This is a genomic window from Bradyrhizobium zhengyangense, assembly GCF_022012435.1.
GTDB lineage: Bacteria > Pseudomonadota > Alphaproteobacteria > Rhizobiales > Xanthobacteraceae > Bradyrhizobium > Bradyrhizobium zhengyangense.
Genome location: NZ_JAKLUA010000011.1, coordinates 38,391 through 58,573 on the forward strand (window position 1 = coordinate 38,391; position 20,183 = coordinate 58,573).

Consider the following 20,183-nt stretch of genomic DNA (forward strand, 5'->3'; position numbering starts at 1 on the left):
GCCGATAAGCAGGCGTTATGCCAATGAATTTGCATTTCCTCCGCTTCTTTACCACCGTCGCTGAGGCTGGAAGCTTTTCGCGAGCAGCGGACATCTTGCGCGTTAGCCAGCCCGCGGTCTCGAAAGGAGTACGCGATTTCGAACTGCAAGTGGGCTGTCGCTTGCTGGATCGTACATCGAAAGGAGTACGTACGACCCGCGAGGGGCGGGCACTTCTCAGGCACGCAGAAAATCTGTTCGCTGCCGAGCGGGCCGCCGAAGAGGAACTGTCGTCGCTGCGCAACCTCGCGAGCGGATCGCTTCACATCGGGGCAAGCACCACGATCGCGACCTACATGATCGCTGAGTACATAGGCAGCTTCCGGCGCAGGTATCCGAGCATCGATGTGCATCTGGTAAGCGCCAACACGCGGGATATTGCCGGAATGATGCGCGCGCATGAAATAGAGATCGCCCTCGTGGAAGGACCGGTCGAAGACGATGATCTCGTCAGTACGGCCTGGCGGACGGACATGATGAGCCTGATAGCAGGTCCGACTCACGCCTTCGCATTATCGGAAAATCACGTGTATGCGGCGGCCCTCGAAGATGAAATCCTGATCGTTCGGGAACCAGGCTCCGGCTCACGGGAGATCGTCGCGCAGGCGCTGTTGAACCATGGCGTGCGGCCGCGCAAAACCCTCGAAATCGGCAGCACGGAAGCGATCAAGCAAGTTGTCGCATGCGGTCTTGGTGTCTCGATCGTCTCAACATCAACCATTGGCGATCAGATCAAGCTTGGCCGGCTCAAGGCGATAAAAATGAAGGATCTGCAGATATCGCGCACGCTTTGGCACGTGGAAGTACGGGGACGAACCAAAATTCCTGCCGCGATTGCCTTTGAGCGAATCATAGGTGTCGCCCCATGACATCAATATGATGGAGTCGCGGGATCGTCTCGTCATTCGGAAGGCTTTGCTGGACGTGACGGCGGATCAAAAAAGGCGAGCGGCGCGAGATAAACCCAGTTTGCGTCAGCAACATCCAGAGAGCAACTTATCCGATCCACCATAGATAGCGAGACAGTTCGCCAGATGTCTGCTGCACTGCAATCCGATCAACGTCCGAGGGGTCCGTAGTCAGGACATCCCATCGCGGTTCTTGTGCCGACGCGCAAATTATTGGTGGTTGGCCGTTGGATGCAATGGTAGCGAGGTCTCGTTTTGAGCGGCCGTAATGGGAATATGTTCTCCGAGGGGGCGCCCCGACAGGATATTTTGGGCAGGGTCCTCTGTTGCTTGGAGGCTGAGACTGTGCCCCCAGTCCGCTCTCCGGAAAATCTGGCGAGTCGGGTGGGCCTGATTAGGTCGATGATTGTGGCCATCTCATCTCGAGCGCTCGCTTTGGCTGGCTTTGCGATCGGCTGGTCGCGATCTGGTCGAACGCGCCATCGCGATCAAGTCATGCACTTGACACGAAAGCCATAGTCATAAAGGCTGCTACCCATGTTAGTTTCGCTTTGCCCGCTGGATATCAAAGACTTGCGCTTCTATCAAAATTGAGCGCCGACGGCGTCGAGCGGCAAGGAGCTACGTCGGAATGGTCAGCTAGGGCGTGACAATCAAGCTTCGAAGGCGAATTGATCAACTGAGGCAAAGCACTTCTTGTCGACGGGTGGGGGCGCTGCTTGGCTCAAATCAGGAAAAATCGGGTGAGCGGCGATAAGCAAGCTAATCTAAGTGAGTTGATGCCAGACTTGCTCGCTCTGGGTTTTAGCGAGTACGAAGCGCGTGCCTACCTCGCGCTCTATGAGCTTTCGCAGGCGACTGCCTACGAAGTAGCCAAACTTGCAGGCTTACCCAAGGCGAACGCATATTCTGTCCTCGAGAGTCTGGCAAAGAAGGAGGCGGCTCAACCGATCTCCGAAACTCCACTGCGGTATGTGGCGGTAGCGCCCAAGGTTCTGTTTGAGCGAATTGCGACAGCGACGAGCAAGCGCTGCGCAAAGTTGATCCGAACGATTCCGGCTGTTTCACAGTCCAACGACGGTGGCTACGTATGGACCATTAACGGCGAGGACGCGATCGCCGCCAAGATGGAGGCTATGATCGACGGAGCGAAATCACACATTTGGGTAAAAACAGAAGAGAAAATACTGCTGCCGCACCGCGACGCGCTTCGACGTGCTGCAGACCGCGGGGTTGCGATTCTCATCATCCTTTTCGGGACTCAAGTCGAGAAGTTTCAATTCGGTGCGAAGTCGCGAACTTATCTCCACGAGGGAAACGGCATTCCCGTGGGAATCGCACCGCATCTTGTAACCCTTACAGTGGATTTCGAAGAAGCTCTGGTGGCGGAGATTCGTGCGCAAGGCGGCTCCTACACGCGAAATAAGCCGATAGTTAATCTTGCTGACTCCCTATTGCGGCACGAGATCTACTTCGCGGAAATATTCGAAATGTTCGGGCAACCGATCCAGAAGACGTTCGGCCCCGCTATTATCGAGCTTCGAAGGAAGTATCTTCCCGCACCGCAAGTTGCGGCGCTGGAAAGCCTTCTAGGGCTTACCGCGAGTCGAGTTGAGAAAAAATCCAAGCTGAAAGAAGAAAAGATCTAACGCGTCTGTCGCGGCGATTGGCACGCTTCGCCGGCGTGTTTCGCGCGCCTGCAAGGAGCAGCAATCTTAAGGGGGAGTTGGCTTTGAACCTTCAAAAGTTGCGCGCGCTGCATAGTGTAATCGTGACCGGTTCGGTCACCGGGGCCGCAACTCGACTTCATTTGACCCAACCAGCGGTAAGCCGTTCGCTGTCTGCCCTTGAAGCGGAGCTGGGATTCAAGCTCTTCAACCGGCTTGGTGGGCGCCTGGTTCCGACTCCTCAAGGAGAAGCCTTCTCGCGGGAATGCGAGCGTATCCTGCTGGATATCGACGATCTTACCCGCATCGGCAAAGAAATCCGCGCCAATCGAGGCGGTCGCCTTCGGATCGTGGCAATGCCACAACTCGCCCGAAGTCTACTCGTGCCGGCACTGGCCCAATTTTCGAAGGAGTTTCCGAGTGTTTCGATTTCTTTGGAAGTCAGGGAAAGACGCGAAGTCGAACGTTGGGCTTCGGGACTTAGGTTCGACGTTGGGATAGTAATGCTCCCGACTCAATTTGAAATGTTGACGTCGCATTCCTTCGCCGAATTGGTTCCCGTTGCGGTGCTTCATCCCGATCATCCACTTGCGGCGAATAAGACGATTCTCCCCAGTGATCTGATCGAGGACCGTTTTATTGCGCTGGACCGGACGACGTTGTTGCGGCAGATCGTTGATGGAATGTACGTACAAGCTGGCCTTGCCGCGAACATTTGGGTTGAAGTGTCGTCGGCGTTCATCGCGTGCCAAATGGTGGGAGCCGGAATGGGTGTGTCGATATCGGATCCATTCAGCGCAGCGCTGCTAGCAGAGCGAGATGTCGTGGTTCGCCCTTGCAAGACGTCGGCAAGGCTCAACTATGCTTTCGTCTATCCGCGCCATTCGAAGAAGACGGCGCAGGCGGTCCGGTTTTCCGAAATCGTGAGGAGCACTCTGGAGAATTTGATGGGGCGGTTCGAATTCGTGCAAGGGCAAACAATTCGATAAATTGCACTTCTTCCGTGCAGTGCTGTAGACGCGCGGGTCGCGGCGGTACGCACAGCCAACTTGACCACGTTTTCCTGAGGAATCGGGAGGATCCGGCAAGTCGCGCGTCCTCGATATTACAGCAAGTAATGCATCCATTACGCTAATTGAATTGCTGCGGTTCCGAATAACCCTTCAGATATGTAGGATGCGAGTCTGGCTCAATCCAAACTGAGCAGAAGCCAAAAGAGATGCCGGTGTGTCAATGGCGACGCATTCGAGACAGATGAGGAAACACATGCTACGAACTTTGCATATTTTTCTAGCACTCGCTTTCCTGACTTTCTCGTCATCGAGTTTTGCCGGTGCCAGGCTGGACGACGCAAAGAAGAGCGGCCTTACCCTCGGCTTCAGCAACGAGCCGCCCTTCGCGTTCAAGCAGGCCGATGGATCATTGGCCGGGTCAGACTACGATCTCGCAAAGCTCGCATTCAACCGCCTTGGAGTAGAGCGGATCGAAGGAACGGTGGTTGCGTTCGGATCGCTCATCCCGGGACTTCAAGCCAAACGTTTCGATTTTATCGCGACCGGACTCTATATCCTTCCCGCGCGCTGCCTTCAGGTTCTCTTCACCGAGCCCAACTTCACCGTTCAGGAAGGTCTTCTCGTTCGCAAAGGCAATCCCAAGCAAATCCATAGTCTTGACGACATCGTCAAACACGAGGACATCAAGGTTGGTGGCAACATAAGTGGCCAGCCGACACAGAATGCAGTCAAGGCCGGCGTGAAGGATAGCCAAATCACGCGTTTTCCGGACATCCCCTCCAATGTCGCGAGCCTGAAAGCGGGCAGGATCGACGGGGCATTGCTTATATCGGTAACTGCACGCTGGAACGCAAAGAACGATCCGACCCTGGAAGTCGCCGAACCATACACGGGCCTGCTCATAGATGGCAAGCCGAAGCAAGACTACGGCGCATTTGCCTTCCGTAAGGAGGATTCGGAGCTTCGGGACGCATTTAATGCCGAGATGCTCAAGATCGTGCATTCTTCGGAATATGTTGAGATCCTGAAAAAGTACGGCATGACGCAGAACGAAGTGCCGGCGGCCGACGTCAAGCTCGATACTCTTTGTAAGCAGTAGGACTCGTGCCCGAAGCGGACGGTGACAGATGTCGGCGCTCTACGAGGGTAGATGGCTGCTCCTTTCTGGTGCGGTAACGACGATGGCCCTTTACGCGCTCTCGACAGTATTGATGTTCGCTTGCGCGCTCGTTTTCGGTATCGCCAGGACATCCAAGAGCTGGTGGATCCGAACCATCAGTTTGCTCTATGTCGAGATCTTCAGGGGCATATCTCTGGTGGTCGTCCTGTTCTGGCTCTACTTTGTTTTGCCGTTCTTCGGGGTTGCGATTTCCGCCTTTTGGGCGGCCACACTCGCCATAGGCATGTGCTTCGGGGCTTATGGAGCTGAGGTCGTCAGGACGGCGATCGGCGCTATCCCGCGGGGCCAGTATGACGCCGCCTTGGCGATCAATATGGTGCCATCAATGATGATGCGCCGGATCATTCTTCCTCAAGCAATGCTGTCGATGATACCACCTCTCGGTAACCTCAGCATCCTGGTATTGAAAGCCACCTCGGTTGCCGCCTTGGCGACCGTTCCGGAACTGACTTTTGAAGCCTACTCTCTCAATATCAGAACCTTTCAGACCGTGCCGATCTATCTCGTTGTCATGATCTTCTATGTGGCTGCGGCGCAATTGATAGGAGCGGCAATCGCGTACGCAGAGCGACGTCTCGGGTTATGGCAGGGTAAGCCAACGCACGGCGCAACCAGGGGCTGGTCGGCATGAAGGTCGATTTCCAATATGCCTGGGAGTTGCTTCCGCAACTCGTGGTCGCGGCGCAAACCACATTGCTCGCCGCCGTCCTCGGTTTTATCGCCTCCCTGCTTGGCGGCCTCCTTCTCTTTGCGCTGTACAGCGCTAAGCACCGTCTGACCAAAATCTTAGTTCGCGGCTACGTCGAATTCGCAAGAGGGGTGCCGCTCCTGGTCCTGATCTATTTTCTGTACTTCGTGGGGCCTTCGGCAGGCGTCGTGATCAGCCCGCTGGTGACCGGCGTCATTGCTCTCGGCTTGCACTACAGTGCGTATATGGCCGAGGTCTACCGTGCCGCAATGATCGGTGTTCCGGCCGGGCAATGGGAGGCATCAACATCCATAAATCTCTCAACGTTCGACACATATCGGCGGATCATTGTTCCACAGATGATCCCATTCATCATTCCAAATGCCGGAAGTTACTTCGTCTACATGCTGAAGGACACGCCGCTGCTCGCATCCATATCCGTTTGGGAACTCATGGCCGTTGCTCAGGCGGAAGGAGCCAGGCGGTTTCAGTACTTTGAACCCATAACGATGGTTGGGATAATGTTTCTCGTCCTCAGCATTGCCGGCGCGTTTCTCATCAACAGGCTCGAGCGACTGTCCCAGAAGGGATGGCGGTAATGTCGGCCGGACCGTTCTCAGTACAGCTAAGGAACGTTACAAAACGTTTTGGGGCGTCCACGGTCCTAAATGACCTAAATCTCGAAGTCGGACAGGGTGAAAAGCTTGTGGTCATCGGTCCGAGTGGATCGGGAAAATCAACTCTCCTCAGGGTTCTCATGACATTGGAGGGAATCGACAGAGGCAGTGTCTCTATCTGCGGCCGTGAGTTGTGGTCGTGCGATTCGACCGGCGCAGCACGCCAAGCATCGGCCCGGCAAACACGTACGATTCGGAGCGATGTCGGCATGGTCTTTCAGAGCTTTAATCTTTTTCCTCACCTTACGGCGCTTGAAAACGTGACCGAGGGACCGATTCGCGTCCTCAAGATGCCGAAGGAGAAAGCCGTGAGCCTCGGAAAGGAGCTGCTTCGAAGGGTGGGACTGGAAGATCGGTGCGACTACTACCCTGCGAGGATGTCAGGCGGTCAGCAACAAAGGGTTGCGATCGCGAGAGCAATGGCGATGAGACCGAAAATACTCCTATTCGACGAGGTGACCTCGGCGCTCGATCCTGAACTCGTTGGCGAGGTGCTAGCGGTCATTCGGGAGCTGACTCACCAAAAGGAACTGACGGTTATCATGGTAACGCATCAGATGTCCTTCGCGCGAGAGATCGCCGACAGGGTTTGCTTCTTCGATCACGGCCGAATTGTCGAGGAAGGAGAGCCGTACCAGTTCTTTTCTCAACCGAAAAGCGCGAGAACCCAGGCGTTTCTAAAGTCGGTCCTGGACGCCTGACGATCTTAGTCTCAGCAGTCGAATTCCTCTTAGGAGACACTCAAATGACTTCCAGATCCATTTCGATGCCCGAGCCGGAGAATGCTCAGACTCGCCGGTCGGCGCGCAAAGAAACGGTCTACGCCGTCGGACAAATTCCGGCGCTCGATATGGAATTCTACCAGAACGTTGGGTCCGGTGCTGAGAAAGTGTCGGAGTTGACGATCCCTGCTCGGGATGGCGGCGCGTTCGAAGTGCCTGCCGGGCACCTCTTTCGGATCGTGAGCGTGGAGGGATCGCAGGTTGGTGATTTTAATCTTTGGAATAGCGACAATCTTTCTGAACACTTCTACAGCGGTAAGACGCGGGCGATTCATGCGACGCACATTTCTACTGGTGATCGCCTGTGGAGCAGCATGCCATACCTGAGGCCGATGGCGACTATCACTTACGACAGTCTGGGATGGTATGGGTGGGATTCCGATGGTTGTGGAATTCACGATGTGATCGGAACACGCTGCGACCCTTACACGAGAAGAATGATAACCGGTGAAGATTACGATCACTGTTGCCATTCCAATCTCGTTCGAGCCCTATCTGCCTTCAGAAAGATTTCGGCGAAGGAAGCCGAGGGCTACGTGCACGACGTCATGAACGTCTTTATGTGCACAGGCTTCGATGTCGAAAGTCACGAGTATATCAAAAAGGCAAGCCCGGTTCGTCCAGGCGACTTCATCGAATTCTTCGCGGAGATCAATCTCCTTGGTGCGCTATCCGCCTGTCCCGGCGGCGACTGTGGGCCGCGGGTCCCAGGGCAGACCCCCAAGTGCTATCCCCTGAAGGTGGAAATCCTTCGTCCCGCGAAGGGCGCGCTGAATGGTTGGAAGTCGCCTGAACCCTCGCCCTACAAAGGCAAGCACGGGATGAGCTGATTTGCGGAGCGCATTGTAAGAGCCGATTAACATCAAGGCGCTCGGAAATACCGTCGGCAGCTAGGCGCCGACCGGAATGGCGTCAGCCGTGCCAAGTTGACGCCGCGTTTGGGTTTGAAGTGCAACCGCGACAGCGAATTTCGAGATTATTCTCGTCATGCATGGTTGCAGGCGCTTTAGTAATTGGCGTCGTGGCGAGGCGTGATTGATAATTTGGCCCCATAAGCGATCGGTCAATCCTGTCCGCTGTGGCCAGGCCGACAGCAATTGCTCATCGGTGGTAGGATCCGGAATGTCCAGTGACGTGTCGAGCTTTCCCGCACAATTGATGCAGGGCTACGCCGCTTTCATGTTGGACCGCTTTCCTCAGGAACGACAAAGGTTCGATTCATTGGCCGCGCGCGGGGCAGTCACCGGAAGCCCTGGTGATCGGATGTTGCGACAGCCGCGTTTCACCCGAATTGATATTCAATGCGAGACCCGAGGAAATCTTCGTCATCAGAAACGTTGCAGCGCGTACCGCCCTTCGGTGTCGAGGGAGAATTCCACGCCGCCGGGGCTGCTCTGGTTGTGCTCGGTCACGCCCGGTGTGGGGCGTCCCCGCTTATGCCAAAGGCAAGGTATCGGCCTCACCAGAAAGCTTCACGACTCCATGGATGCAACGTCTGGTCCCGGTGGCGCACAGAGCTGGCCGTGTTGCGGCGGCCTGGACGACGATCACACCGACTTGGAGCTGGCTGCGATCGATCAGTCCTTGCTCAATCTAATGAGTTTTCCGTGGTGTGCGATCGCGTAGGTCGCAAGCAGCTCACGTTGCATGGATCGTATTTCGAGATTGCGAACGGTGTTCTGCACATACGAGATCGAGAGACCGGCAAATCTGATCCAGCGTGTGCGGACCGTTTTACGGACGCGATTACCTGTGCATCCGGACGATATCGATGAGGGGGCCGCTCCTGCGCCGATAGGTTTGAAATCGAAATCGGCTCGCGAATGGCCTGCTGCACATCCGGCAGATGACAACGACGAGAGGAACTACCAATGACAGTCTTCGACGCCGCGTCTGCGTCCAACCGCTCCGAGTTTGCCGCACGCGTGAATCGAATTCAACCGTCGCAGAGTGGTGCTGCGGCCCAGCGAGTGCGGGAATTGCAGGCTCAGGGGCGAACAATTCTCAATCTGACCCAGGGTGAACCCGACTTCGACACACCCGATAATGTCGTGCAGGCTGCGCTCGCCGCCATGAAGAGGGGCGAGACGAAGTATACCAACACGGATGGTACGGCAGTCCTGAAAGAGACAATTGCGAAGAAATTCGCGCGTGAGAACGGCCTCTCCTACAAGGTCAGTCAAATTTCGGTCGCCAACGGCGCCAAACAAATCTTATTCAATGCGTTGGCGGCGACGTTGGATCACGGAGACGAGGTCATCATCCCGGCTCCGTACTGGGTGTCGTACCCGGAAATGGTGTCGTTCTTCGGTGGGGTACCCAAAATCGTCGCTTGCCCGGCGGCGAGGAACTTCAAGCTCGATCCGATCGATTTGGAACGTGCGATCACGTCGAGGACTCGGTGGCTCCTCTTGAACTCGCCTTCTAATCCCACGGGGGCCGTATACACGCGCAGGGAGCTGGAGCCAATCATCGATGTATTGCGAAGAAATCCGCACGTCTGGCTCCTTAGCGACGACATATACGAGCATCTTGTCTATGACGGGCTCGAATATTGTACGCCGGCGGCGATCGATCAGTCCGTCGCGGAGCGAACCCTGGTCGTCAATGGCGTCTCGAAGGCCTATTGTATGACGGGTTGGCGCATCGGTTATGCCGCGGGTCCGGCGAAGTTGATATCCCAAATGGCGAAATTGCAATCTCAGGCCACGGCCAATCCATCGTCCATCAGCCAAGCTGCGGCCGTCGAGGCTTTGAACGGGCCGCAAGAGGGGCTTCGAGAGCGAGCAGAGAAATATCAACGACGGCGCAATCTGGTTCTGGAAGGACTCGCGTCCGTGCCCGGGTTGGCTTGCGACAAGCCGTCCGGCGCCTTTTACGTCTTCCCCTCCTGCCGCGACCTGATCGGAAAGCGGACCCCGGACGGAACCGTCCTTGCCGATGACAAGGACTTTTGCAAGTATCTCCTCGATGCCGAAGGGGTGGCGGTGGTGCACGGAGCGGCCTATGGCTTATCGCCCCACTTCAGAATCTCATATGCTACTGCGGACGAAACCTTAAAGGAGGCCTGTGTCCGCATAGCCCGGGCATGCAGTCGACTGAGTTGATGCAGCTCGCTGCCCTGACAATACGTGTGGAGCGATGTCGGACCACATTCGAGCAGCTCATATCGTTTTGCGGTTCATCGGGTCCGTGATGCGAAATGGAGATCTGCGACATGATGTCATCATTGCTCCAGGGCCGCATGAGCTCTCTAACCAGCGTTCTGTATCGCGGCCAAACGGGCGAACCGCCAAGATCAACTCATCGAGCTGGCCGCTGAGCTGGTCTTGCAAAACCGCCTCCACGAAAGTCGAGGTATTTGGTAGCTTGAAATAATACTACCAAATGGCTAGCCTCAAAGCGATCGACAAGGGAGGAAGTAATGGCCGCCATTCGACGGATAGGTATCCTCGCGCCGCCGATAAATGTGGCTATGGAAACCGAGCTACCGTCCTACGTTCCTCCCAATGTCAAGCTCAATCACAACAGGCTCACCAAACCCGGCACCGCTATAGCGAAGGAAGCGCAGCTCGCTATGGCCAACTCGTTGGATCGAGCGGCCTCGGATCTCGCACAGGCGAATCCGGAGGTGATAGTTTACGGATGTACGAGTGCCAGCTTCCTAGAGGGGCTAGGCAACGAAGCCAAGCTAGCCGACCGCATCACGATGTTGACCGGAATTCCCGCTGTCACCACTTCAACAGCCGTCATCGAAGCCTTGAAGGCCGTTCGGGCGACCAGAGTATTCATGCTCACTCCCTATCCGGATCTAATCAACAAGGAAGAGGCCCTCTTTCTGCAGCACTATGGCTTCGGCGTGGAGGCCGTCGATTCCTTCTTTTGCGCAGATGGACGACAGATCCTGACCATCTCGTCGGCGGACGTTGCCTCCAAGGTGCTCTCAAGCCGTGAGGTCATTTCAAGGTGTGACGCCGTGTTTGTCAGTTGCACCAATTTGCTGGTGATGGATCAAATCGACCGATTGGAAAGGGAATTGAACCTGCCGGTTGTCACCTCGAACCAAGCCTCTCTTTGGGCGGCACTCCGAAGGATGAAGATCGATGTCACCTCAACGGGGGTAGGCCGCCTGTTCAAGGAGCGGCGGCCACAAGAAGCACCGGTATTCGAGTTGAGCAATGCCTAACCGCGCCGTCAGGATCGTCGAACCGCCAGCATGCTCGATCGATTCCGACGCGGATAGAGTGGCCGCGCTCGAAATCATCGAAGTGTCGAAACGATTTGGAGATAACTCGATCGTCGACAACTTGTCATTGACGGTCAAGCAGGGCGAATTTTTGACATTTTTGGGACCGTCAGGCTGCGGTAAATCAACGACCTTGCGCATGATCGCGGGGTTCGAGCAGCCGGACGCGGGATCAATCAAGATCGGCGGCCATGTGATGACGGGCGTTGCGCCTTATCGGCGTCCCGTCGGCTTGGTCTTCCAAGGTTTGGCGCTATTTCCGCACCTTACTGTCGAGGAGAACATCGCCTTCGGGCTGGCGGTGAAAAAGGTCAAACGCGACGAAATCGTAGCAAGAGTACGCGAGGCGCTCGCGTTGGTGGATCTGAGCGAGCTCGGACGACGTCGGATACAACAGATATCGGGCGGTCAACGTCAACGCGTGGCCCTGGCGCGCGCGCTGGTCACTGGCCCGTCCGTTCTCCTGCTGGATGAGCCCTTCGGTGCACTGGACTTCAAGCTGCGCCGCCAGATGCAGATCGAATTGAAGCGTATCCAGCACCAAGTCGGCACAACATTCGTATTCGTGACTCATGATCAGGAAGAGGCGATGATCCTGTCGGATCGGATAGCCGTTTTCAATCATGGAAAGCTCGAACAATTGGGCAGCGCGCGTGAGGTCTACGAGAACCCGAAGAATGCATTCGTCGGAGGCTTCCTCGGGGATATCAACATCTTCGTCGGCCACGTGCAGTCTCTCGAGAAAAACGGTGCGAGTCTGCACCTGAGCGAGGTCTCGGCCGACGCTCTGATAGTGGCAACTCCAGAGATGAAAATCGGCGCAGAAGTCGCGATATCGATTCGTCCCGAGAACGTACGTGTGGGACGCGAAGTGTGGGGTAACAGTTGTCTTATGGTCGGCCAGATCGTGGCGAACATCTATATGGGCGCGACCGTCCGTCAAAGCGTTGTGGTCGACGACAAGGTCGTGGTGGTGGATACGACGGCCCGGCATGTGCAGCAGCAAGGCCTGCTTCCGGGAACTCAGGTCAAGTTGGCATGGGATTTGGAGGACGCCATCGTTTTCGCGAACAAGGAGGTGCGGAAGTGAAGCACGCTGCCGGTCTATTGATGGCCCTGAGCTTGTTCAGCCTTTCGACGACGGTTGCGTGCGCCGCCGACGGAGAAGTTGTCATGGGCACCTGGGGAGGAGGCAACAGCGAGATGTGGCGAGAGAAAGTCGGCAAGCCGTTCTCCGCGTCGTCCGGTATCGTGGTCAAGATCCGCGACTGGTCGGATCCGGAGCCGACGTTAAGAGCCCAAGCGAGAAAACCTCAGTTCAACGTCGCACTGGGCACCTGCTACAACGCCGCAAATCTCCAAAAGGATGGATTGCTGGAAAGCTTTAAGAAGGAAGACTTCCCCGAACTGGCTAATTTCGAGAAGTCGTCCTATCTGATAGACCAGAACGGCGAAGTTTACGCTTTCGGCATCTACTTTCAGTATTACGGGGCCGCATTCAACAGCGATCAGGCAAAAGCGTCAGACTTCGAGTCCTGGCGGGCATTGGCCGACCCGAAATTCAAGGATAAAGTCGCTATCGCCCGGCCGATCTATGCTGCTCCCAATGATTTGGTTCTCTTTGCGAAAGTCGGAGGGGGCGACGAAAACAACATTCAGCCCGGCATTCCTCTGCTTACGTCGATCGCGCGTAATGCTCTGACTGTCACGAACTCCACTGCTCAGATGAATGCCCTGCTGTCGCGCGGAGAGGTCACGGCGGGAGCCTACTATTCGAGCCGCGTCTGGACCATGCGGGCTTCCGGTGTAAAGAACGTCGATATCACAATACCCTCCGAAGGAGGATTGCTGCTGTCATATTTCTTGATCGTGCCGAAAGGCGCGAAGAATCTGGACGCCGTGAAAGCCTGGATAAACTATGCTTTAAGGCCAGCACCAGAATTGGCCATGCTTGATGCGTCTGGCTTCCTACCGCTCAATCAAACTGCCGCGCTTAGCCAGGAACAGCTCAAGGAGGTTGGTTCGCCGCAATCGTTGCGTTCGAAACTTTACCAGCCAGACTGTTCGGTGCTTGCCGCGAACCAGGAGAAGCGGGTCAATTTGGTCGAACAAATCTACTCTCAGGTCAAGTAAGCAATAAATTGGAAAGCGGCGGGTCAATGACGGATGTCGGAACTGAGAGGACGACCCGGCGGCACAGCGGCAGCGGAATGTTGTTCAAGGCGCGGCCGGTAAAAGTCGACTCCCAATTTCTTCTTCTCGTTCCAACTAGCGTACCGTTGATGCTTCTGGCGATCGGTGTCATCTCACTCGTGGTCGGCTCGTTCACGTCGAACAACGAATTGAGCTTCGCGCAATACCAGGCAGTCTTGGCGCGTAAAGATTACATTGAGACTCTTTATCGAACGATTTGGTTGGCCGGTCTCACGACCTCGATTTCGCTCCTGATAAGCTATCCCACTGCCTACTGGATCGCGCGATATCCGGGAAGGCGCGACATCTTTCTCATCATTCTGATGATGCCCTGGTTGGTAAGCGTCGTCGTGCGAACGTACGGCTGGATAGTGATCCTGGGCAAGAAAGGGGTCATTAGCCAGGCGTTGATGTCATCAGGCCTGATCGCGGGTCCATTAGAAATCCTGTTCAGTCCGACCGCCATCGTGATCGGGCTGGTTCATGTATTCTCACCCTTCATGATCCTTGCGATAGTGACAGTTCTGATCCGGCTGGACAAATCACTGGAGGAGGCGGCAGCCAGTCTCGGCGCGGGACCGTTTGAAACGTTCCGCAGGGTACTGTTGCCGTTGAGCTTTCCTGGGATCGTGACGGGCAGCATCATCGTGTTTCTGATGTCAATGGGATCGGTGGTCACTCCTCTGTTGCTCGGCAGCATGCGTGACAAGATGCTTGGTGCGCAAATTTATCAAGATGTCTTTCAACTCTTCAATTTTCCGAAGGCCGCGGCGCTAGCGATGATTCTTTGCGTCGCTGCCCTGGCGGTCGTGCTGCCTCTGCAGCTACTCGAGGCTCGTGCGAAGAAAAGTGCGGCCTCTTAGGGAGGTAGGATGAAAGTCGCTTGCCGCATAGTCGCCGTCCTAGTGCTCGCCTTTTTGCTCGCACCGATTGTGGTCGTGGTGCTGTCCTCATTCTTCGAGTCGGGATTCATCGAAGTTCCGCTCAGCCAGCCTTCACTGAAGTGGTACAGTCAATTCTTCAGTAGCGACGAGTGGATTTTAACGGCGGCCGACAGCGTCGTCATTGCTTTTGTTGTCGCGGTGGCGAGCACTGCCCTAGCGCTGACAACCGCATTGGTGACCGCGCGCCGCCATTTTTGGGGCCGCGCATCATTCGAGTTCATGATTTTGGTGCCGCTGGTATTGCCGCACGCCGCAATGGGTGTCGTGATGCTGACCGTGATCGGATCGCTCGGCTGGAATGGAACGTATAGCGGCATTGTGCTGGCCCATACAATCCTAGCGTTACCCTTCGCTTATCGACCGATCCTGAACAACATGCGGAGCCTTGAGAAGGATGTCGAGGAGGCGGCGATGAATCTGGGCGCGACGCCCGTCGTGATGTTCTTCAAGGTTATTCTTCCACTGATGCGGCCGGGCATTGTCACGGCACTCATCTTCAGTTTTATCATTTCGTTCGACGAGTCGACCGTGACGCTCTTCCTAATCGGACCCGACGCCACAACTCTGCCAGTCAAGATTTTTGCCGCGATACAGGAGGACGCAAGTCCGATTATATCGGCAATTTCGACGATGTTGATCGGAGCAACCGTCTTTGTACTGATCGCTGTGCAGAGGTTGGTTGGCTTGGAGGCGTTTGCTGAGGCCGAGGGAGGGCCAGGCCGGCGATAGCAACGGCTGCTGTGTAGAAGGCGTCCGGTCTCTTCCGACAGGAGGTGCTTGACGGCGGAAAAAAGAAGCTGCCGTCAGCCGGGGCTATATGCATCATATGCATGAAAGTAGGTACTTTTGTTATTGGCGTTGTTTTGGCGAACTGTTTTTAGTGTTGCCCAGCATATGGCTGGCACGCAGCTCCATCGAGGATCGATGGCTGAATGGCTTCGACGTTTGCGACGCAAGAAGATGAGTCTTGGAGACGAAAAGGAGCCATGAAAAGCGAAGACTTCAAGATGATCTCAAAGCTCATTGGCTTGATGCATGGATCAGGGGTCGAGGAGCTGGAAGCATCCGACGGAGACTTGCGCGTAAAGATCACGATGTTTGCGGCCGCACAGGGTAGGCAGGAAATGCATGGGGCGGCGCCTTCCGATCCGCCAGTTGATGCGACCGTGTCGAACGAAGCCGTCGACGAAACGACGTCGTTCGTCTGCGCTTCAATGCAGGGCATTTTCCATCGCGCGCCCGCGCCGGGTGCCGAACCTTTCGTAGTAGTTGGAAGCCGGATCTCCACAGGTCAGCAGGTCGGCATCATCGAAGCGATGAAGCTCTTCACTCCACTGCTCGCTCCGACAGCCGGTGTAATCGAGCAAATATTGGTGGAAAACGGAGTGGAAGTGCAGGCCGAACGGCCATTGTTCAAGGTGAAGTGCAATAGCAATACCAGTAGCGATGGCGAAGCGACATGAAGCCTTCCAGGCCGATAGAGTTTGCAAACCCGCAGGTGAGCTTGTGCGGAAGTGCGGCGCTCTTGTTCGATGCGGAGGGGCCGATGTGTCTACCCACACAGGAGCGTATCTGGACTCTTAGCAAGCAGGTCGGTCAATGGGACGTGGTTGTCGATACTCAAGTCGGTATGAATAATCTTCTCGTCCTGTTCGACTCTTCGAAGGCCGATCCGGAAGCACTTGCATCGAGACTTCTGGAGAGCTGGAGGAAAGTTGAACCGGGCGGTCCACAAGGGAAGCTTCTTGAGGTTGGTGTCGTTTATGGAGGCGATCGCGGCATGGACCTTGGTGAACTGGCTGCTCATCACGGTATCGATCCGGAGACCGTCGTAAAGCTGCATTCCACTCCGGAATATGTCGTGTTCGCGCCCTCCACGACGCCGGGATTCGGCTATCTCTTCGGTTTAGACCCACGTCTCTTCACACCTCGAAGAAAGGTGCCCGTGGTGCGTCCGTTTGGGGGAAATGTGACGATCGGGGGCGGGCAATCAAATCTTGGAAATCCTCGCGGCGCCGGTGGGCCACCGACGTTTCCGACCGGCTGGTACGTCATCGGGCACGTACCGGAGGCGCCGGTGCCGTTTGATCTAAGTCGCAATCCGCCAAATCTTCTCGATGTCGGTGATCGAATTCGCTTCCGCGTGGAGCGCATAGAGAGATGATTGAGGTTGTTCAGACTCCGCCGCTCAACTCCGTGCAGGATGACGGCCGTGTCGGCTTTCGAGGATTTGGGATTGGACGATCCGGGGCGATGGATCACGTGGCCTTGGCGGCGGCCAATGCGCTTTTGGGAAACGAGGAGAACGCGGCCGCCATCGAACTGCAATTGTATCCGTTCGCGGTGAAGTTTCATTCTGACACTCTTTTTGTGCTTACAGGCGCGACAGCTCGTGCAAAGCTCGATGGCGTGGCGGTACTTCCTTGGTGGGTGACGCCGGCTCGCGGCGGCCAAAAGCTTGTGGTGTCCGAGCCGGTGGACGGTTTGCGGACGTATTTGGCGATCGCCGGTGGCGTCGAAGTTCCCGTAATACTCGGATCTCGCAGTACGCAGCTGCGCGATGGCTTCGGCGGCTTTGAAGGGCGCTCGCTTAAGGCCGGAGACCAATTGGAGGTAGGGCACGCCGCTCCGGTCACTCTGCGGGATTTAGGAGGATATGGCGCCAGTCCAGCCTTGTCTGAGCTGCCGTCGGCGACGTGGGCGGGCAGCAGCCCGGGGGGAGTCATCCTCCGCGTCATTACGGCATCGGAGTACGACCTGTTCGACGAATCCTCCAAAACCGCCTTTTGGACCACACCTTGGACGATTTCCACGAAAAGCAGCCGGATGGGCTATCATCTTACGGGCGCGACACTGTGCCGGACGCATGACGTGGAAATGAGGTCGCACCCGATCGTACCTGGCGTCATTCAGGTGCCGCCTTCCGGTGATCCGGTGATACAACTGGCGGACGGTAACTCTGCGGGCGGTTACCCGAAGATTGGTGTCGTCATCGAGCCCGATCTTTGGCGGATTGGGCAAGCAAGGCCAGGCCAGTGTCTTCACTTCGTTCGGTGCAGCTTCGCCGAAGCTCGCGATGTCGAGAGGGTGACGCGCAGCTACATCGAGGAGATCCGACGGTTGGCAAAGTTTTGTAGGTGTTCCCCGCGAGCGAAGCTCCCATGAGCATCGAGTCTTGGGAATTAGCGGAGTTGATCGCCCAAATGAAACGGGCAGGCGTGAAAGAGTTGGAGGCGCAACGCGGAGAGAGTTCGATCCGCCTCTCTCTGGGCCGGCACAACCGCAAAATGGTGGGGACGAGAGCGCTAGAGCTGGCTGGCGTCGAGCGGACCGACGCAGCCACGTTCGTTCGGGCTCCTGCTGTGGGTAGGTTCTCGAATAGACACCCGTTGGGAGAGGCGACGACCGTAGGAGATCACGTTCAAGAAGGTGACTTGCTCGGGGTGATCGCTATCGGACCAATCTTCAGGCCGGTGATCGCGCCCGTCGCCGGTCGTGTGATCGAGCAGGTCTGCCGCAGTGAGAGCGACGTCGAATACGGAACGACGCTATACCGCATAATGGCATCGGGCTGAAACGAAGGTCCTGCCGAAAGGAGCACCCATGGAGATTGATCTCAATTCTGATCTTGGCGAAGGCCTTGGCCGTTGGAGGATGGGAGACGACGAGGCGCTGATGAAGCTGGTCTCATCAGCGAACGTCGCTTGCGGCTTTCACGCGGGCGATGCGGTCATCATGACGCGCATGGTCGAGGCAGCGAAAGAGAACGGCGTAGCTCTCGGCGCACATGTCGGGCTGCCGGACATACTCGGTTTCGGGCGTATCCCGATGAAGATCGATCCGCGTGACATGCAGAAGCATGCGCTTTATCAACTGGGTGCGCTTTCTGCTATCGCGAAGGTCAATGGCTACAAGGTTACCCACGCGGGGACCCATGGCGCCCTGGGCCAGATGGCACAGGAAAACAAGGAATATATCGAGAAGATTCTCGAAGTGTTCGCGGCGTTCGACAGGGATCTGATCATCGCGGCTTCGGTCAAGAGTCACGCAGGCACATTCGCGAAGTCGCTCGGATTGCGGGTGGTAGGCAAGATCTTTGCTGACCGGGCATACGACGACGAGGCTCGCTTGGTTAATCGGCGACATCCGGGCGCACTTATCACCGATCTGACCGAGGTTGCGAGGAGAATGAGCCAGTTCCTCGATGACGGGACTATCACGTCCGTGTCGGGAAAGCGGATCAAGGTCGACGCAAAATGTGTCCTGGTCCATAGCGATACTCCGGGCGCTGTGGAAATCGCGAGAGCCGTAAGGACGGTGGTCGAAGACGGCGGAGGACGTATCGTTCCGCTAACGGAGCTTGCGGCGTAATGTCGGTGCGGTCCATATTGATCGCTAATCGAGGCGAGATAGCGCTCCGGATCATTCGCGCGTGTCGGACGCTGGGGCTGCGAACAATCGCTGTCTGCTCCGAGGCAGATCGAGGGGCGGCTTACCTTGCTCTTGCCGATCGAGCGGTCTGCATCGGCGGCGCGGCGGCAGATACGAGCTATCTGGATATTGGGGCGGTGATGCTCGCAGCAGCCGCCGTTGGTGCCGACGCAATTCACCCCGGATACGGGTTCTTGTCGGAGAACGGAGACTTCGCGGAAGCGGTCGAAGGCGCTGGGCTCATCTTCATTGGTCCGACCTCCGATGTTGTCCGGCTAATGGGGGATAAGATCGCCGCGAAGGCGAAAATGCGCGAGCTCGGCGTGCCTTGCGTTGCGGGAAGTCATGGCGCGCTTCCCGATGATCCGCAGCTCTGCCAAGCGTGTGCGACCGAGGTTGGGTACCCTCTTATCATTAAGGCGGCGGGCGGCGGCGGCGGTCGCGGCATGCGGATCGTACGAGACAGCGCAAGTCTCCACCAAGCGATCGGAGCCACGCGGGAGGAGGCGAGGCGGGCATTTGCCAATCCGACGATCTACCTGGAGAAATTTTTGGAGCACCCGAGGCACGTCGAGATCCAGGTCATCTGCGATGGGGGAGGCGAGGGAGTATGGCTCGGCGCCCGCGACTGCTCGATGCAGCGCCGCCACCAGAAATTAATTGAAGAGGCGCCGCCGCCAGGCGTGCCTGAGGCCAATATCGCCGAACTTGGGGAGCGCTGTGTAGCCGCTTGCCGGGCGATCGGCTATCGCGGCGTAGGCACCTTCGAATTTCTCTACCAGGACGGGATATTCGCTTTCATCGAGATGAATACGCGCATACAGGTCGAACATCCAATAACCGAGGAAACCAGCGGCATCGATATCGTGCGCGAGCAGATTCGGGTGGCATTGGGCGAGCCGCTCGGACTTCGTCAATCCGAGGTCACCTGCAGAGGCCATGCTATTGAGTGCCGGATCAATGCGGAACATCCTTTCGACGGCATTCCTTCTCCTGGTCGTGTTGAGAGCTGGCTGGCTCCGGGCGGACCGGGAATTCGGGTCGATACCCATATCGTGGCAGGTTCGGAAGTCCCTTCACACTACGACTCCTTGATAGCCAAGGTGATCGCTAGGGGCGAGGATCGTTCGGAGTGTATCGAGCGCATGCTTTCGGCCTTGGCAGACCTGCGCGCAGAGGGTATCCGGTTGAACACCGAGCTTCACTCGGTGGTATTGAAGGACGCGTCCTTTCGGGACGCGCGCCTTAGCATCCACTCCTTGGAAGACATCCTTCGACGGCGCGCCTCGTCCGATCGACGGTGAGCGTGATAGGCGACGGCCCGTCGAACCTAATGTGCAATCGAGCACGCATCAAAGGCGGGCAGCCTTGGGCGAATTCGTGCAGTGCGAGATCGCGTCCGATCGAGTCGATGA

21 protein-coding genes are annotated in these 20,183 nt (G+C 56.7%); all 21 read left to right on the plus strand.

Translation table 11 applies throughout. From position 1 onward, the window contains the following. The first annotated feature begins 23 nt into the window (after positions 1-23). The 21 genes from L6637_RS28105 (at position 24) to L6637_RS28205 (ending at position 20,072) form a co-directional block, all read left to right on the plus strand. On the plus strand, positions 24-908 hold the full coding sequence (locus L6637_RS28105) for a LysR family transcriptional regulator (protein WP_232995588.1): 885 nt from the start codon (positions 24-26) through the stop codon (positions 906-908). Between the two features lie 782 nt (positions 909-1,690). Then, entirely contained in the window at positions 1,691-2,596 is a 906-nt protein-coding gene (locus tag L6637_RS28110; protein WP_206733164.1) for a TrmB family transcriptional regulator, read from the plus strand. Positions 2,597-2,679: 83 nt separating this feature from the next. Further along, positions 2,680-3,603 carry a LysR family transcriptional regulator gene (locus tag L6637_RS28115; protein ID WP_128929683.1) on the plus strand — a complete coding sequence of 308 codons (924 nt, stop codon included), beginning with the start codon at positions 2,680-2,682 and terminating at the stop codon, positions 3,601-3,603. Between the two features lie 277 nt (positions 3,604-3,880). After that, entirely contained in the window at positions 3,881-4,726 is an 846-nt protein-coding gene (gene ehuB / locus L6637_RS28120; protein ID WP_164933832.1) for an ectoine/hydroxyectoine ABC transporter substrate-binding protein EhuB, read from the plus strand. 28 nt (positions 4,727-4,754) lie between these two features. After that, positions 4,755-5,438, plus strand: coding sequence for an amino acid ABC transporter permease (locus L6637_RS28125; RefSeq protein WP_128929681.1), 684 nt, complete (start codon positions 4,755-4,757; stop codon positions 5,436-5,438). Beyond that, entirely contained in the window at positions 5,435-6,094 is a 660-nt protein-coding gene (ehuD, locus tag L6637_RS28130) for an ectoine/hydroxyectoine ABC transporter permease subunit EhuD (protein ID WP_128955088.1), read from the plus strand. The genes L6637_RS28125 and ehuD overlap by 4 nt, the downstream gene beginning before the upstream one ends. Next, entirely contained in the window at positions 6,094-6,873 is a 780-nt protein-coding gene (ehuA, locus tag L6637_RS28135) for an ectoine/hydroxyectoine ABC transporter ATP-binding protein EhuA (protein ID WP_188637407.1), read from the plus strand. The genes ehuD and ehuA overlap by 1 nt, the downstream gene beginning before the upstream one ends. Before the next feature lie 44 nt (positions 6,874-6,917). After that, positions 6,918-7,784 carry an urea carboxylase-associated family protein gene (locus tag L6637_RS28140; protein ID WP_128929678.1) on the plus strand — a complete coding sequence of 289 codons (867 nt, stop codon included), beginning with the start codon at positions 6,918-6,920 and terminating at the stop codon, positions 7,782-7,784. 292 nt (positions 7,785-8,076) lie between these two features. Continuing rightward, positions 8,077-8,580 (plus strand): hypothetical protein, encoded by a 504-nt coding sequence (locus tag L6637_RS42440; protein WP_283814997.1) that lies wholly within the window; start codon positions 8,077-8,079, stop codon positions 8,578-8,580. 245 nt (positions 8,581-8,825) lie between these two features. Then, on the plus strand, positions 8,826-10,061 hold the full coding sequence (locus L6637_RS28150) for a pyridoxal phosphate-dependent aminotransferase (protein WP_128929677.1): 1,236 nt from the start codon (positions 8,826-8,828) through the stop codon (positions 10,059-10,061). A 317-nt stretch (positions 10,062-10,378) separates the two neighbouring features. Further along, on the plus strand, positions 10,379-11,140 hold the full coding sequence (locus tag L6637_RS28155) for a maleate cis-trans isomerase family protein (protein WP_128929676.1): 762 nt from the start codon (positions 10,379-10,381) through the stop codon (positions 11,138-11,140). Further along, positions 11,133-12,290: an ABC transporter ATP-binding protein gene (locus tag L6637_RS28160; protein WP_128929675.1), complete on the plus strand. Its 1,158-nt coding sequence runs from the start codon at positions 11,133-11,135 to the stop codon at positions 12,288-12,290. The genes L6637_RS28155 and L6637_RS28160 overlap by 8 nt, the downstream gene beginning before the upstream one ends. Further along, positions 12,287-13,333 carry an extracellular solute-binding protein gene (locus tag L6637_RS28165; protein WP_164933833.1) on the plus strand — a complete coding sequence of 349 codons (1,047 nt, stop codon included), beginning with the start codon at positions 12,287-12,289 and terminating at the stop codon, positions 13,331-13,333. Before L6637_RS28160 ends, L6637_RS28165 begins: the two co-directional genes overlap by 4 nt. 26 nt (positions 13,334-13,359) lie before the next feature. Continuing rightward, positions 13,360-14,256, plus strand: a complete 897-nt coding sequence (locus L6637_RS28170; protein ID WP_206733165.1) for an ABC transporter permease — start codon at positions 13,360-13,362, stop codon at positions 14,254-14,256. Between the two features lie 9 nt (positions 14,257-14,265). Then, positions 14,266-15,066 carry an ABC transporter permease gene (locus tag L6637_RS28175; RefSeq protein ID WP_128929673.1) on the plus strand — a complete coding sequence of 267 codons (801 nt, stop codon included), beginning with the start codon at positions 14,266-14,268 and terminating at the stop codon, positions 15,064-15,066. A 257-nt stretch (positions 15,067-15,323) separates the two neighbouring features. Continuing rightward, positions 15,324-15,800: an acetyl-CoA carboxylase biotin carboxyl carrier protein gene (locus L6637_RS28180; RefSeq protein WP_164933834.1), complete on the plus strand. Its 477-nt coding sequence runs from the start codon at positions 15,324-15,326 to the stop codon at positions 15,798-15,800. Next, positions 15,797-16,501, plus strand: a complete 705-nt coding sequence (locus tag L6637_RS28185; protein ID WP_128929671.1) for a 5-oxoprolinase subunit B family protein — start codon at positions 15,797-15,799, stop codon at positions 16,499-16,501. The genes L6637_RS28180 and L6637_RS28185 overlap by 4 nt, the downstream gene beginning before the upstream one ends. Next, a complete protein-coding gene (locus tag L6637_RS28190) occupies positions 16,498-17,502 on the plus strand; it encodes a 5-oxoprolinase subunit C family protein (protein ID WP_128929670.1) in 1,005 nt (334 codons plus the stop codon). The genes L6637_RS28185 and L6637_RS28190 overlap by 4 nt, the downstream gene beginning before the upstream one ends. Then, positions 17,499-17,912 carry an acetyl-CoA carboxylase biotin carboxyl carrier protein gene (locus L6637_RS28195; RefSeq protein WP_128929669.1) on the plus strand — a complete coding sequence of 138 codons (414 nt, stop codon included), beginning with the start codon at positions 17,499-17,501 and terminating at the stop codon, positions 17,910-17,912. The genes L6637_RS28190 and L6637_RS28195 overlap by 4 nt, the downstream gene beginning before the upstream one ends. A gap of 28 nt (positions 17,913-17,940) precedes the next feature. Further along, positions 17,941-18,708, plus strand: a complete 768-nt coding sequence (locus L6637_RS28200; RefSeq protein ID WP_128929668.1) for a LamB/YcsF family protein — start codon at positions 17,941-17,943, stop codon at positions 18,706-18,708. After that, positions 18,708-20,072, plus strand: a complete 1,365-nt coding sequence (locus tag L6637_RS28205) for an acetyl-CoA carboxylase biotin carboxylase subunit (RefSeq protein WP_128929667.1) — start codon at positions 18,708-18,710, stop codon at positions 20,070-20,072. Before L6637_RS28200 ends, L6637_RS28205 begins: the two co-directional genes overlap by 1 nt. Positions 20,073-20,183: the final 111 nt, after the last annotated feature.

What these genes read in the sequence shown, in the direction of transcription:
- ehuA (WP_188637407.1), top strand. Translation starts at nt 6,094, where the DNA reads ATGTCGGCCGGACCGTTCTCAGTACAGCTAAGGAACGTTACAAAACGT.
- ehuD (WP_128955088.1), top strand. Translation starts at nt 5,435, where the DNA reads ATGAAGGTCGATTTCCAATATGCCTGGGAGTTGCTTCCGCAACTCGTG.
- L6637_RS28140 (WP_128929678.1), top strand. Translation starts at nt 6,918, where the DNA reads ATGACTTCCAGATCCATTTCGATGCCCGAGCCGGAGAATGCTCAGACT.
- L6637_RS28155 (WP_128929676.1), top strand. Translation starts at nt 10,379, where the DNA reads ATGGCCGCCATTCGACGGATAGGTATCCTCGCGCCGCCGATAAATGTG.
- L6637_RS28150 (WP_128929677.1), top strand. Translation starts at nt 8,826, where the DNA reads ATGACAGTCTTCGACGCCGCGTCTGCGTCCAACCGCTCCGAGTTTGCC.
- L6637_RS28125 (WP_128929681.1), top strand. Translation starts at nt 4,755, where the DNA reads ATGTCGGCGCTCTACGAGGGTAGATGGCTGCTCCTTTCTGGTGCGGTA.
- L6637_RS28160 (WP_128929675.1), top strand. Translation starts at nt 11,133, where the DNA reads ATGCCTAACCGCGCCGTCAGGATCGTCGAACCGCCAGCATGCTCGATC.
- ehuB (WP_164933832.1), top strand. Translation starts at nt 3,881, where the DNA reads ATGCTACGAACTTTGCATATTTTTCTAGCACTCGCTTTCCTGACTTTC.
- L6637_RS28170 (WP_206733165.1), top strand. Translation starts at nt 13,360, where the DNA reads ATGACGGATGTCGGAACTGAGAGGACGACCCGGCGGCACAGCGGCAGC.
- L6637_RS28180 (WP_164933834.1), top strand. Translation starts at nt 15,324, where the DNA reads ATGAAAAGCGAAGACTTCAAGATGATCTCAAAGCTCATTGGCTTGATG.
- L6637_RS28105 (WP_232995588.1), top strand. Translation starts at nt 24, where the DNA reads ATGAATTTGCATTTCCTCCGCTTCTTTACCACCGTCGCTGAGGCTGGA.
- L6637_RS28190 (WP_128929670.1), top strand. Translation starts at nt 16,498, where the DNA reads ATGATTGAGGTTGTTCAGACTCCGCCGCTCAACTCCGTGCAGGATGAC.
- L6637_RS28175 (WP_128929673.1), top strand. Translation starts at nt 14,266, where the DNA reads ATGAAAGTCGCTTGCCGCATAGTCGCCGTCCTAGTGCTCGCCTTTTTG.
- L6637_RS28200 (WP_128929668.1), top strand. Translation starts at nt 17,941, where the DNA reads ATGGAGATTGATCTCAATTCTGATCTTGGCGAAGGCCTTGGCCGTTGG.
- L6637_RS28185 (WP_128929671.1), top strand. Translation starts at nt 15,797, where the DNA reads ATGAAGCCTTCCAGGCCGATAGAGTTTGCAAACCCGCAGGTGAGCTTG.
- L6637_RS28205 (WP_128929667.1), top strand. Translation starts at nt 18,708, where the DNA reads ATGTCGGTGCGGTCCATATTGATCGCTAATCGAGGCGAGATAGCGCTC.
- L6637_RS28195 (WP_128929669.1), top strand. Translation starts at nt 17,499, where the DNA reads ATGAGCATCGAGTCTTGGGAATTAGCGGAGTTGATCGCCCAAATGAAA.
- L6637_RS42440 (WP_283814997.1), top strand. Translation starts at nt 8,077, where the DNA reads ATGTCCAGTGACGTGTCGAGCTTTCCCGCACAATTGATGCAGGGCTAC.